The organism is Parcubacteria group bacterium, from assembly GCA_041659505.1.
Taxonomy (GTDB): domain Bacteria; phylum Patescibacteriota; class Minisyncoccia; order Moranbacterales; family UBA2206; genus UBA9630.
The window spans coordinates 208,265-220,343 of sequence record JBAZYF010000002.1 but is presented as its reverse complement, the minus strand read 5'-3'; the positions used below and the strand labels follow the sequence as shown (position 1 = coordinate 220,343).

General features: G+C 40.5%; 13 protein-coding genes. 9 read left to right on the top strand and 4 right to left on the bottom strand.

What is annotated here, in order from left to right; genetic code table 11:
- Positions 1-71: 71 nt before the first annotated feature.
- Positions 72-2,873: a hypothetical protein gene (locus tag WC848_04185; protein MFA5961853.1), complete on the bottom strand. Its 2,802-nt coding sequence runs from the start codon at positions 2,871-2,873 to the stop codon at positions 72-74.
- 220 nt (positions 2,874-3,093) lie between these two features.
- On the opposite strand from WC848_04185, the gene rpsP reads away from it, so the two are divergent.
- The 3 genes from rpsP to rplL all read left to right on the top strand — a co-directional run bounded on the left by rpsP (position 3,094) and on the right by rplL (position 4,623).
- Positions 3,094-3,531: a 30S ribosomal protein S16 gene (gene rpsP / locus WC848_04180; GenBank protein ID MFA5961852.1), complete on the top strand. Its 438-nt coding sequence runs from the start codon at positions 3,094-3,096 to the stop codon at positions 3,529-3,531.
- 133 nt (positions 3,532-3,664) lie between these two features.
- A complete protein-coding gene (rplJ, locus tag WC848_04175) occupies positions 3,665-4,180 on the top strand; it encodes a 50S ribosomal protein L10 (GenBank protein ID MFA5961851.1) in 516 nt (171 codons plus the stop codon).
- 35 nt (positions 4,181-4,215) lie between these two features.
- The gene (gene rplL, locus WC848_04170) at positions 4,216-4,623 is read left to right on the top strand and encodes a 50S ribosomal protein L7/L12 (GenBank protein ID MFA5961850.1); all 408 of its coding nucleotides are present in this window, start codon (positions 4,216-4,218) and stop codon (positions 4,621-4,623) included.
- Between the two features lie 140 nt (positions 4,624-4,763).
- Here rplL and WC848_04165 read toward each other — a convergent pair whose 3' ends face one another.
- The 3 genes from WC848_04165 to rmuC form a co-directional block, all read right to left on the bottom strand.
- The gene (locus WC848_04165) at positions 4,764-5,096 is read right to left on the bottom strand and encodes a hypothetical protein (protein MFA5961849.1); all 333 of its coding nucleotides are present in this window, start codon (positions 5,094-5,096) and stop codon (positions 4,764-4,766) included.
- Positions 5,097-5,404: 308 nt separating this feature from the next.
- Positions 5,405-5,605 (bottom strand): hypothetical protein, encoded by a 201-nt coding sequence (locus tag WC848_04160; protein MFA5961848.1) that lies wholly within the window; start codon positions 5,603-5,605, stop codon positions 5,405-5,407.
- A 245-nt stretch (positions 5,606-5,850) separates the two neighbouring features.
- The gene (gene rmuC / locus WC848_04155; protein MFA5961847.1) at positions 5,851-7,146 is read right to left on the bottom strand and encodes a DNA recombination protein RmuC; all 1,296 of its coding nucleotides are present in this window, start codon (positions 7,144-7,146) and stop codon (positions 5,851-5,853) included.
- 213 nt (positions 7,147-7,359) lie between these two features.
- On the opposite strand from rmuC, the gene WC848_04150 reads away from it, so the two are divergent.
- The 6 genes from WC848_04150 (at position 7,360) to WC848_04125 (ending at position 12,075) form a co-directional block, all read left to right on the top strand.
- Positions 7,360-7,935, top strand: a complete 576-nt coding sequence (locus WC848_04150) for a sigma-70 family RNA polymerase sigma factor (GenBank protein MFA5961846.1) — start codon at positions 7,360-7,362, stop codon at positions 7,933-7,935.
- Positions 7,936-8,075: 140 nt separating this feature from the next.
- Positions 8,076-8,864: a hypothetical protein gene (locus tag WC848_04145; protein MFA5961845.1), complete on the top strand. Its 789-nt coding sequence runs from the start codon at positions 8,076-8,078 to the stop codon at positions 8,862-8,864.
- Between the two features lie 202 nt (positions 8,865-9,066).
- Positions 9,067-9,726, top strand: coding sequence for a hypothetical protein (locus WC848_04140; GenBank protein MFA5961844.1), 660 nt, complete (start codon positions 9,067-9,069; stop codon positions 9,724-9,726).
- Position 9,727: 1 nt separating this feature from the next.
- A complete protein-coding gene (locus WC848_04135; GenBank protein ID MFA5961843.1) occupies positions 9,728-10,039 on the top strand; it encodes a hypothetical protein in 312 nt (103 codons plus the stop codon).
- 52 nt (positions 10,040-10,091) lie between these two features.
- Positions 10,092-11,336 carry an HlyD family efflux transporter periplasmic adaptor subunit gene (locus tag WC848_04130; protein ID MFA5961842.1) on the top strand — a complete coding sequence of 415 codons (1,245 nt, stop codon included), beginning with the start codon at positions 10,092-10,094 and terminating at the stop codon, positions 11,334-11,336.
- 31 nt (positions 11,337-11,367) lie between these two features.
- Positions 11,368-12,075 carry an ABC transporter ATP-binding protein gene (locus WC848_04125; protein MFA5961841.1) on the top strand — a complete coding sequence of 236 codons (708 nt, stop codon included), beginning with the start codon at positions 11,368-11,370 and terminating at the stop codon, positions 12,073-12,075.
- Positions 12,076-12,079 lie beyond the last annotated feature (4 nt).

Sequence of the window (12,079 nt, the reverse complement as noted above, 5' to 3'; positions counted from 1 at the left end):
TGGAAATAAAAGACACTTTCATGAGTTGAAAGTGTCTTTTAGTTTGCGTAGTTTGTGTTTGTAGTTATATCTTACTCAATTCTATAGCTTTTCACTCCACTCTTGTCTGAAATGTAGATTAGCTTGTTTTCTTCGCTCACAGAAAAGTCAGTGGCATTTTTGATGTTAGTGTTGTAATATTGAGCGAGAATTTTACCATCATTGTCGAGTTTCAGAATGCGCGAATTGGTTTTGTCGAGAATGTAGAAAACAGTGCCGGAGTTTTGGGCATAAAGGCTGTCTGGCGCAATTGGCGTCGCAGTGCTTTCCAGTAAAAAGGCTTGTTTTTTGCCACGGAGCAATTTCAAGATATTTTGTCCGTCGATGACAAAAATATTTTCATTGATTGCCATGTTTTTTGTTTTGGATAAATCTAATTTATCCTTTACCCAAGCCGTTTTTTCGCCAAAGCCGCCGTCTGCTCTTGGTGCACGATAAATTTGATTGTTTGTTGCATCAAGAAGATAGATATAGGTCAAATAAGTCTTAGCATCAACCACTTTTCCGTCGGTCGAAAAATTAAGATTATTATTTTGAAATTTTCCGGTCATTGGAGAAAGAGAAAGAATCTGGTTGTTTTTGATTATAAATATCAAATTGAGATCGTCCATTCCAAGAAACAGATCCGGACTTTGAAAATCAGCCGAAAGGGAAAATTCCCTTTGGTTTTCCATATCAACAACAGCGGAATTTTTTAGAGCGAAAATTTTTCCATTCAAATTGATGATCTTTGCGACATCTCCCGAATAAACTTCATCCGATTTCTCGATACGGACAACATTCGTATCTTTTTCCAGCGGCACAGCGACGACAGGTGCTTCTGTAGCAACGACCGGTTTTTCTTTTGGTCTATTCTCCCACTTTACAATCAAATATGGCACGATGAGCAATAGCAATAGTATGGCTAGGGCGGAAATTTTTTGTTTTTGGTCAAGGTTTTTGATGATTTGCTTCAGGCGCGAAAAATCGGGCAGGACTTTTTTTAGCTTGACTGCCTGGCCGATTTCAAGGGTTTTTCGCAGAATTGGCGAAAGAGCAAGTTTTTTCGGTGGTTCGGTGGCCATTTTGGTGGTTATGGCATCCGATGAAACTGGTTTAGAAAGAGGTTTTTCCCAGGGATATCTTATCTTATTGGCTGGGATAATTTCGTCCGCACCTGGAGCTATGTCCATGGCAGGTCGGATCGCATCACTATACTCGCTTGATGTAACTATAACGTCGCGAGCGGTTGCAGTATCGCTTGCTGGCCCGCCGGCAACGCTATGCTCGCCCGATGTTGTTACAACGCTGCGAGCGGGCGTAGCATTGTGGGCAGGCCCGCCCGCAACGCTTCGCGTAGCGATGCGGACGGATTTTTCTGCTTTGTGCTCATGCCATTTATTTTTTAAACTAGCAGTTAGCTTAAGCGTGATCCGGGTCGGTCTTTGCAAAATCAAAATTAATCCATCAGCGGAGCGTTCCTTCAGCCATTCTATTCCTGGTTTTGTTTTTTTCAGCAATGCTCCGGTTTTTGCTTTGATTTCAAGTTTTTCTAGTTTCGTATAGGCTGTCTTTATTTTTTGGGCCAATAAAATTTTTGTTTCAGCTGCGCGCGGCACTTCTGAGTCTATTTTCTCAATGACCAATCGTTCAGGTTCGCGTTCTGTCATTTCTGATTTTTCAGCTTCTTTTTCTGTTCGGATCTGTGCCTCCATCCTTTTTTCCAAAGCATTGAGTGAAGCTGCATTTTTTCGCGTGCGAATTTCGGTAATTTTTGCTCGGCTTTTTTGCCAAAAGGCAGAAGAAGCTTCTTTAGCGCCAATGCCTGTTTGTGATAATAATCTAGCACTGGCGGAAGCTAAGGCGGAGAGTTTTTCTAGAGAGGCGGAAAAATCAATGGTTGTTTTTTGGGGGAGATTTTCAATCGCATCACTTTCGGGTTCTTTGATATAGATATGCCCAGTCTTTTGGTCGACAAAATCCTTGCGCTCATCCTTAATTTCGCGGATTATTGCTTGTCTTTCTTGCAATACAAATTCTTCCTGAGCCCTTTCCTTCATTAACTCTTTCGGGGTTGATTCTTTGCGGAAAGCATTTTGGCTAAAGACATTCACTTCCTCGATCTTTTTGACAACCGGCGCCTCGACCGGTTCTTCAATTTTTTCATCAATATCAACCACAAGTGCAGCAACTTGGTCAAGTTCATTGACAAGCGCAGTATTCAGGAACTGAAGAAAATTTTCCCGGGAAAATTTGAGGGCGCTTTTTTTGAGTTCTTCCAAGGAAAAAATATCAAAGATTTCCTTGGTAGTAAGGATCAGTTTGTCATTTTTTTCAATCTTTCCAGAAATGACATCCTGAAAGGTTTTCAAGGGATTGGAGTCGATGCTTTCATCGGGAAGTTCTGTTATCTCCATAAGTGTTGTGCCGCGCAAAAGAAAAGCCGAGGCATTTCCAGTCTGGGAGATTAAGAGGTTGTTTTTTTCGATCACGGCGCAAATCGCATTAATACGCCCAATCCAGCCGACATTTTCATGTGTGGCTAATTTCGCCAGCGCCAGATTAGCTTTGTGCAAGGCCGATTCAAAATTTTCAACTGATCCGCGATTGGCGCGGGAAAAATACTCCTTTTTAATGATAGAAATCAGGTAATTTACGACATAGGAGGAATCTTCACTGCGATCATCGATCTGAAAAATGCCAGCCAGAATTCCCAGGTTCTGGTGGGAAATATTTTCCGGCTTCTCGACCAATATTTCCAAGAAGGGTCGGCAGTCAGTTTTTTTGCAGACCATAACATTATGGAATTGCGGTTCCAATCGAGGTATTTTTTTGTCAGTTTTTTTTCTAGTCATATTAAAAAGGTGAGAGCAATTCGTCTACTCTATATAATTTAGCATAATTTCAGGAAAAATAGAAATAGGTTTAACATTATAGGGACACAGCAATGCTGCGTCTCTACATTGACGTTGTCTTGACAAATATCTCAAAAACCCCTAAACTATCTCAGTAACCTAAATTATGTGAAAACAAGCGTTATTTTACGCTTTTGGTTTTTATTAAAGACAAAATCCTATGCTGACCATACGACTAGCAAGAACCGGCAAACGAAATACGGCACAATTCAAAATAATGCTTCAAGAACACACAGTTGCTCCAGGTGGACGGCACGTGGAAATTTTGGGTAGTCACAATCCACATTCCAAAGAAACAGTGCTCAAAACTGATCGGATCAAATATTGGATTGAAAAAGGTGCGCTAGCATCAGACACTGTACATAACCTTTTGGTCAAAAATGGTGTCATCTCAGAAAAGAAAAGGGTAGTGAAGTTGCCAAAGAAAGTGGTTGTTGCTGAGGCAGAAGCCCCGAAAAAAGAGGCGACTGCAAAAACCGAAGAAGCTCCTGTTGAAGCGGTTGCTCCAAAAGCTGAAGAAGTAGCTACTGAAAAGAAAGAGGAGGTTATTGCCGAAGCAGTTCCAGTTGAAAAAACAGAAGAGGTGAAGGCTGAATAATAGAGAAAATATCTAAATATTTTTCCGCAGATGATAGGCAACCATAAGTCCTATTGAGGAAAATTCGAAAAAGTGCGCTTTTTCGATCTCATCTGCGGCAGACCCGCAGTTTTTAATTTACTAAAACAAGCATATGCAAACGAAGATTCAAAAAGAAGTAATTGTTTCTGAATTATCGGAAAAATTGAAGGGCGCCAAAGCGGTAGTTTTTTCAGATTTCAAGGGACTCAACATGAAAGACATGGTGGCTTTGCGAAAAGAGCTCCGCGCCCAAGGGGTGAGTCTCAAAGTGGTCAAAAAGACTTTGATCAACATTGCTCTCAAGAATGCCGGCATCGAAGCGGATGTGCTCAAGATGGAAGGTCAGATTGCTATCGCAGTTTCTCCGAAAGATGAAGTAGCAGCCGCCAAAATTCTGAGCAAATTTTCCAAGGTGAATGACAAATTGAAAGTGACTGGGGGAGTATTGGAAGGAAAGATGCTTAGCACGGATGAAGTGATTGCGCTTTCCAAATTGCCATCCAAAGACGAGTTGCTCGCGAAATTTGTGGGAACGATCAACGCGCCTGTTTCGAACTTTGTCCGAGTACTGTCTGGAAATTTGAGCGGATTCGTGCGAGTTTTGAAAGCAGTGGCGGAGAAGAAATAATTTATAGTTAATTAGTTAATTTTTTTAATAAACATATGACAGACGAAAAAAAGGACGTTGAGGTTCCAGAAAAATTCAAAAAGCTCGTTTCTGAGATTGAAACTATGAGCGTTTTAGAACTTTCTGAACTGGTGAAGGTTTTGGAAGAGAAATTTGGAGTTTCTGCTTCTGCTGGTGTGATGATGGCCGCCGCTCCTGCTGCTGGTGATGCCGCTCCTGCTGCTGAAGAGAAATCTGAATTTGACGTGGAAGTGACTGCTTCTGGCGCATCAAAAATCAATGTGATTAAAGCTGTAAGAGAAATCACTGGCCTAGGACTCAAAGATGCCAAGGATTTAGTTGACGCCGCTCCAAAGGTGATCAAAGAAAAAGTTTCCAAAGCTGACGCAGAAACAATGAAAAAGAAACTGGAAGAAGCCGGTGCAACTGTGACTTTGAAATAATTTTTCTCTAGTATTTGAGAATAAGAAAAATCCACTCGTGAGGGTGGATTTTTTGTGGTTTGATATCACGTAAAAAATGAAAAGAAGCCTTCGGCGGTGTTCCGCTTCGGGCTTCTTTTGTGCTTATGAAAAAAGTGGTTTTATTTTCTGGATTCGTTGTTGGTGGGTAGTGCTTTGGTGGTATTGTGGACAATAGTTACTTGATCCATTTTACCATCAACATAAGTTATTTGGGCTATTACGACGAAATCCTTTTGGCCTGAAACTGGAATTTGCTGAAAATCCACCTCTCGGGCTAAATTTCTATAGACTCCTTTTTGACCAATGTCTTGGGAGCCGAGACCATAGCAATACATCCCGATTACAGCAGTTAACCAAAATAACCATGGCAAGAGTTTCTTGTCCGCTTCTGCCATAAATAAAAACGCCAATAGGCTGAGTGAACCTACTGCCAATCCTGTCCAATATAGCATTGCTTTTCTCCTTTTTCTTGTTGTTTGAGTAAAAAAACTATCCGAAACTAGATTAATAAGTGTAGCATAGTTTTGCCTTTTTGTCAAACAAGATCGCTTGAAATGGCTATTCCAAGGCTTTTTTATGTGTCATCCCCGCGAAGGCGGGGATCCAGGCACCTCAGGCTTAAGATAATGAAAAACGAGTTATTAAAATTCAAGACTTATTGAAATAGAGAGTTTGTCAGACTTGCAGTTCGATTTTCTAGAGTTTGAAACTAGAAGCACCTGGATTCCCGCCTTCGCGGGAATGACACGGAAGATAAATATTATTGAATATTATAAGCACTACCCATCACACTCAAAAACCAAGGAATGACAGCGATAAGGGCGAGAAGCGGTAAGACGATAGTGGCGATAGTGATGATCATTGTCCAGAGAAAATATTTACGCATCTTTTCGATCGAGGCGTAAATTTTGTCGAGTTTTTGGTCTTGCTCGGCGAGTTTTTGTTCGAGTTGGGGATCCATGGTTTTTTAAAATTATTTTTTATTATCGAATTGCATATTCCTTAGTGTCATCCCCGCGAAGGCGGGGATCCAGGCACCTCAAGCTAAAAATGGAGAGAATACGAATTATTAAAATTCAAGACCCACTGGAGTAGAGAGTTTATCAGACTCGTAGCTCGATTTTCCAGAGTTCATAACCAGTGGAACCTGGATTCCCGCCTTCGCGGGAATGACACAATAGGGCTTGGGTGTATCGTTTGATAAATTTATTCTTCCACCTCAATCCCCAACGGCAACTCTTTGACAATTTCCGGCACAGGCATTTCTTGGGCTTTGTTGAGTTTTCTTTCGATAGTCCGGCTTTTTCTTGATGCGCTTTCAATAGTATTGCTGGCTTCTTGCAATTTCTTGTGGGTTTTATCGAGCAGATCGCCAAATGTTGAGAACTCGGTCTTGATGGCGCCGAGCGTTGCCCAAACATCGCTGGATCTTTTTTCAATCGCCAATGTTCGAAAACCCATTTGCAAACTATTAAGGATGGCGGCAATGGTCGTTGGTCCGGTGACAATTACTTTGAAATCCCGTTGCAAGGTGTCGGCTAAACCTGGGCGGCGGAGTACTTCAGCATAAAGTCCCTCGATCGGTAAGAATAATATTCCAAAATCAGTCGTGTAAGGTGGGTCGAGATATTTTTCCTTGATGTCTTTAGCTTCGGATTTGATGCGCACCTCGAGTGCTTTTCCCAGAGAAGCAATGAGCGCGATGTCGCATTTTTCTTCGGCGTCGATGAGATTTTGGAAATCTTCCAAGGGGAATTTAGCATCGATCGGGAGCCAGATGTTTTTCAGTTTTTCATCTTTGGCAGGAATCTTTATTGCAAATTCAACCCGGTCGTTGGAATCTTTTTTGGTTGCCACATTTTTCTCGTATTGCTCGATGGTCATAATTTGATCCAAAAGAGTTCCGAGTTGAACCTCACCCCAAGTTCCGCGCGTTTTGACATTTTGCAAGACTTTTTTAAGATCCCCGACACCACTGGCCAGTGTTTGCATCTCACCTAGGCCTTTATGCACGAGTTCCAGTCGTTCACTTACCAGCTTGAAAGATTCTCCAAGGCGTTTTTCCAAAGTGGCATGCAGTTTTTCGTCCACCGTTTCGCGCATCTTTTCCAATTTTTCGCTATTGTCTTTCTGGATGTTTTCCAAGCGCTTCTCGATCGTTTCCCGCACATATTCCATCCGTTTGTCATTTTTTTCAATCACTTCTCCAAGTTTGTCGGAAAAAACACTGAAATTTTTGTTTTGTGTTTCAGTGAGGGTGAACACCTGACGATTGAGTGAATCGCCAAAATCCTTGATTGACTTTCTGATTTCTTCACGCGTTTCTTTGCCGGAAATAGATGTTTCCGTCCGATTGGCCGACATTTCTTCGCGCAAAGCGCGTCCGATTCGGTCGTTACTATCTTTGATCAGTGCGGAATTATCGCTAGATTTGCGCAGAAAAAGCAAAGCCAAAATGGCCAGGTTAAAAACAAGAGAAACGACAACTAAAATTGTGAGCATAATAATTTTTCCAAATAGTTATAGTCCTATGATAGCACTAAATGAGATTTGGGTAAATTTGATCGATTCCAGGAAGTCTAAAACTTGTATTTTTGTTGAAGCAAGCCTATATTTATAGTCAAGTTTAGTCAGGGGAGAATGAAAGAGCAAACAATAGAAAACTTTCACGTATTATATTTTATGGACACTATTAAGCCGATAGCTTGCAATTAGATGCTAAAAACAAGTAAAGTGGCAACTGATAATGAATTGGTTGAGCTTTCAAAGCAAAATCCGGATGCTTTTGGCGAATTGGTGTCACGATATCAAAAACGGCTTTTTCTCTATATTCGCCGCAGTTCCTATTTTTCCAATGAAGATATTGAAGACATCATTCAGGAAACTTTTATCAAAGTTTATAGGAGCTTGAACATCTTTGATGGTGATTTGAAATTTTCGACTTGGATTTACCAGATTGCCAGAAATACAATGATTGATGCTATTCGTAAAAAGCAGATCCGTCCGCAAACTGTTTTTTTTGAGGAAGACGACACGCTTAAATTTTTCAAAGCGGACATTGATATTCAAGCGCAGATAGAAAACAAGGATCAAGTGCGAATTCTGCAAGAGCTGATTGATGATTTGCCCTATCGGTATAAAGAAGTCTTGATTCTGCGTTTCTTGGAAGACAAAAACTATGACGAAATTATGGATATTATCCAGAAACCAAAAGGAACCGTGGCGGCTCTGATTAGTCGCGGAAGAAAAAAATTGCTCGATGCTGCACATCTCAAACTCAATTTATTGTAAATTTGGTATTACGCTCTCGTCTTGGAATTATTCCGGTCTAATTTTTTAGGTAGTTAATTTTTTGAAGTTTGACACATCCAAAAAACAAGGCTGTGAATAATTTCGCGATAAGTGCGTAAAGTTTAATAAGTTTCAAAATTATGAAAAATATTTCCAAAGAAATCGTAGCAGAAATAAAAAAAGGACAGATTGTTCCGGAATCTAGATTTAAGTTGCGCTGGAAGAGTTATTTGTTTTGGCTGTTGATGAGTATTATGATTTTATTCGGCGCGCTTTCTCTTCTGTTGGCGATCTTGAATGTAGCCGACGAAGATCCCAGATTTTTGCTCCAGCTAGGACTAGGAAAATTTCTTTTCCTCTATTTTATTACCGCTCCTTTTTTGTGGATACTTCTGTTTCTTGGAGCGCTTCTTTTCGGTGTTTTGGCTTTTAGAAAAACGGCCAAGGGTTATCGACGCAGTACGCTTTTTATCACCAGCCTTATTGTGCTTTTGATTTCATTCCTGGGAGCGATTGGGCACATTCTTAGGATAGACCATCAGATGAGTGGAATGATTTCCAGAAATGCGCCGCCGTTTTTTAGAGGAATTGCCAGTCCAAGAGAGGGTCGTTGGATGAGACCGGGGGACGGTCTCATTGGTGGCGAGATAATTGGAATGGAAAAAGATAGTTTCACGCTGAGAAGTTTTAGCGGTGAAGAATGGAAAATAATTTTCGATGAAAAAACAGAAAGAAGCGGTGCTAAAGAGCTTGTCGCTGGTGAAAAAATTGGTATTATTGGTGAAAAGACGGGGGAATTTGTGATGCATGCTCTTTCGATGCGAAGCTTTCCGTCTGATTGGAATGTTGAACCATCGAGAGGTCTAATGCCACCGCTTGGTCAAGACGGTCAATTTCCAAATGGATTTCCGCCACCGCCACCCTTTTAATTGCTATGCTGGGAATCACGATTTTTATAAAGACCTTGCTGTTTTACGTAAGGTCTTTTTGGTGGAACAACGCAAACTTTTTTTTGATTGTCCGTATTAAATTATATAGGCACTCAAAGAGGGAGGGTGCTTATTTTATAGAATAATAACGAGCAATCAATTCATATGCCGTCTTATTAAAAGATAGGCATGGCTTAATGTTATGCAATCAAAACAAAAAAATAGTATCAAAGTTTCACTTGTTGCCTTGGTATCTCTTACCACTCCGTTAACGTCTTTAGCTGCAACGGGCATGGGAACGCCAACTGTTGAGGATTGCGTTTCTAGGACTGGTCAAACTAAAGCACAATGCACAGAAATGATTGATAAATTTAAGAACATGTCTCCGAGTGATGCGACAAATATGAAGCCACCTTCAGGTGCAACAGGAAAACAACCACCTGTTTTAAAAGGTGGTGATGATGCAACGCCAGTAAAACCAAGCAATACTACTCAGGTCGCAGGTGATGTCGATGCAAAGATCGAAAGAGCAACTAGAATGCGGGCTGAGAAGGAAAAGCAGTTTATCCAAGCAGAGAGCCGAGTTGAAAAAATTATTGAATTTTTAAAGTCAAAAAGTATAGATACCACTGAAATAAAAAGTAATCTTGAAATTTTCAAAACTAAAGCCACCACCGTATTGAGTACATTTGACGTATATGCCCAAGCCTTAACTAATAGCAAAACTGACACATCCGGGGCTGCTTCCGCGGCGAGCCAAAATGATCAAGCGCAAATTAAAACAACAATAAATGATTTAGTTAGTTCTTATGGTACGCTTCGAAATAGTTTGAGCGCTGCCATTGAAAAAATAACACAATAAAATGCAAATAAATATAAGCGAAAGAAACAAAAATAGACTATACCTGATATTTTCCGTTATTTTAATCATTCTAATCATAGGTATTATTGCCTGGATTGATCGGCAAGAGGTGGATAAGCAAATCAATGAACAGGCGGCGCTAATGTGTGCACAAAAAAACGCGATACAAAAAGTTGGCGCAAACGATTCATTGAGCAATCAACCAACCAACACCAATGCCCCAATTAAAACTAAAAGTGAAGCAAGCAATTCTCTCAAAAATATTGATGACTTAATAAACTCAGTCAAGGAAGATAACTTATCGGCGCAATAATTTCAATGCTTGGAAAATAACAGCGAGTAATTTATTAAAAAATGTTTGTTATATGAAAAAAATATTTAGAAAAATGACGTCTTCCGGGACAAGAAAATTTATTTCAGTAGTGATTTTGTTTGCTATCATTTTTTCGGCATGGTTTTTCTTTTTCAGAAAAAAAGCCGATCCAATCGAAACATATACCGTTGGAAAAGGAAACATCACCGAAACCATTATGGAAACGGGCAATGTTCAGGCCGCGCAGGTGAGTGTCTATTCCACTTCAAATGGAGTGGTCGAGGAACTCTATGTAAAAAATGGGGATTCGGTTCAAGCTGGGCAAAAACTGTTTAAGGTAAAATCAACCAGTACTGATCAAGAAGAAGCGACGGCTTATGCGAGCTATTTGACCGCGCTTAATAATTTGAAAAAATCTCAACAAGACAAGGAAAGTGCTTATGCCCAAGTGCTTAGCGATAAAAAATCTTTGACGGACGCCAAAGTTGATCGTGAATATCAAGAAGATCACGATGAAAATCCGCAAACTAATGATGATTATACTTCCAAAGAAAAAACGGCCTTGAAACAAGCTGTAACTGCCAGAGAAAGCGCGCTTAGTGCTTCGCAAAGAAAATATGACGATGCCCAGACTGCAATTGATGCTAGTCAAGCCAATGTAAAGGCAGCTAAACTTTCCTACGATGCCACGCAAAATGCCACGATTAAAGCGCAGGTTGCCGGAACAGTTAGTAATTTATCTGTCCGAGTCGGCGATGTCGTATATTTTTCCGATATTACCGTGACATCCACCACGATTGCTTCTCCAGTTTTAGTTATCGGCGATCTTTCCGGATATTCAGTGAAAATCAGTATTAATGAAATGGAAAGATCTAAAATTGCACTAGGGCAAAAAGCTACGATTAAATTCGATGCCATTTCAGACAAAGAGTATTCCGGAACAGTTGAAAAAATAGATGATTTTGGGGTGGAAGAGTCTGGTGTGATTACTTATAACGTCTACCTTTCCGTTATTGATCAAGACGAAAGAATGTTACCCAAAATGACAGCGAATGTTACTGTGGAAACAAACTCTCGGGAAAATGTGCTAGTTGTTCCAAGTAAAGCCTTGAAACCGTATCAAAACGCGAAAGGAGTGCAAGTGGCAAAAACTGATTCGAAAGGAAAGCAGGTTTTCGAATACGTTTCAGTTAAAACCGGTCTCAAGAGTGGATCACAAGTGGAAATTACCAGTGGCCTGGAAGAGGGAATGGTGATTTCGCTTTCGGATGCTGCCATGACATCCACTGCTAAATAGTTAGCCAGTTAAAAAATCTATCTTTTAAAGCATGCCACGATCAAAATTGATTATTTCTCTTCGAAATATCAAAAAAAACTATCTCATGGGTGACGGTGCCTCATATCAAGCTTTGAAGGGAGTTTCTTTTAATGTGCATGAAGGAGATTTTGTTTCTATTATGGGACCTTCGGGTTCCGGAAAATCAACGCTTATGAATATTATCGGAACGTTGGACAGTGCGACAGAGGGAAAATATATTTTTAACGATTTGAATATTACCAACTACACCGAAGACGAGCTAGCCAAGGTGAGAAATGAAAAAATCGGATTCGTGTTCCAGTCGTTTAATCTTATCCCCAGAGTGAGCGTTTATAATAACGTGGAAAGGCCAATGATTTATAGTAGAAAAATCCCTCGTGCCCAAAGAAGAGGGCGGGTTCTCTCCGCCCTAAAAACAGTCCATCTGGAGGATAAGATAGATAACTTGTCCAATCAGCTTTCCGGCGGTCAAATTCAACGAGTGGCCATTGCTCGGGCACTGGTAATGGATCCGGAAATTATTTTGGCCGATGAGCCGACGGGAAATTTGGATAGCGCTACTTCTCATGACGTAATGCGTTTTTTCCAGGAGCTTAACCAGGAAGGAAAAACGATTATTTTGATTACCCACGAACCGGACATTGCCGCTTTTGGGAAAAGAACGATTACTCTCAAAGACGGACTGATTGTCGAGGACAAAAATAACGGATTAATTTAGAATT

Coding starts and splice junctions, on each gene's coding strand:
- WC848_04185 (MFA5961853.1), bottom strand. CDS start 2,873: ATGACTAGAAAAAAAACTGACAAAAAAATACCTCGATTGGAACCGCAA.
- rpsP (MFA5961852.1), top strand. CDS start 3,094: ATGCTGACCATACGACTAGCAAGAACCGGCAAACGAAATACGGCACAA.
- rplJ (MFA5961851.1), top strand. CDS start 3,665: ATGCAAACGAAGATTCAAAAAGAAGTAATTGTTTCTGAATTATCGGAA.
- rplL (MFA5961850.1), top strand. CDS start 4,216: ATGACAGACGAAAAAAAGGACGTTGAGGTTCCAGAAAAATTCAAAAAG.
- WC848_04165 (MFA5961849.1), bottom strand. CDS start 5,096: ATGCTATATTGGACAGGATTGGCAGTAGGTTCACTCAGCCTATTGGCG.
- WC848_04160 (MFA5961848.1), bottom strand. CDS start 5,605: ATGGATCCCCAACTCGAACAAAAACTCGCCGAGCAAGACCAAAAACTC.
- rmuC (MFA5961847.1), bottom strand. CDS start 7,146: ATGCTCACAATTTTAGTTGTCGTTTCTCTTGTTTTTAACCTGGCCATT.
- WC848_04150 (MFA5961846.1), top strand. CDS start 7,360: ATGCTAAAAACAAGTAAAGTGGCAACTGATAATGAATTGGTTGAGCTT.
- WC848_04145 (MFA5961845.1), top strand. CDS start 8,076: ATGAAAAATATTTCCAAAGAAATCGTAGCAGAAATAAAAAAAGGACAG.
- WC848_04140 (MFA5961844.1), top strand. CDS start 9,067: ATGCAATCAAAACAAAAAAATAGTATCAAAGTTTCACTTGTTGCCTTG.
- WC848_04135 (MFA5961843.1), top strand. CDS start 9,728: ATGCAAATAAATATAAGCGAAAGAAACAAAAATAGACTATACCTGATA.
- WC848_04130 (MFA5961842.1), top strand. CDS start 10,092: ATGAAAAAAATATTTAGAAAAATGACGTCTTCCGGGACAAGAAAATTT.
- WC848_04125 (MFA5961841.1), top strand. CDS start 11,368: ATGCCACGATCAAAATTGATTATTTCTCTTCGAAATATCAAAAAAAAC.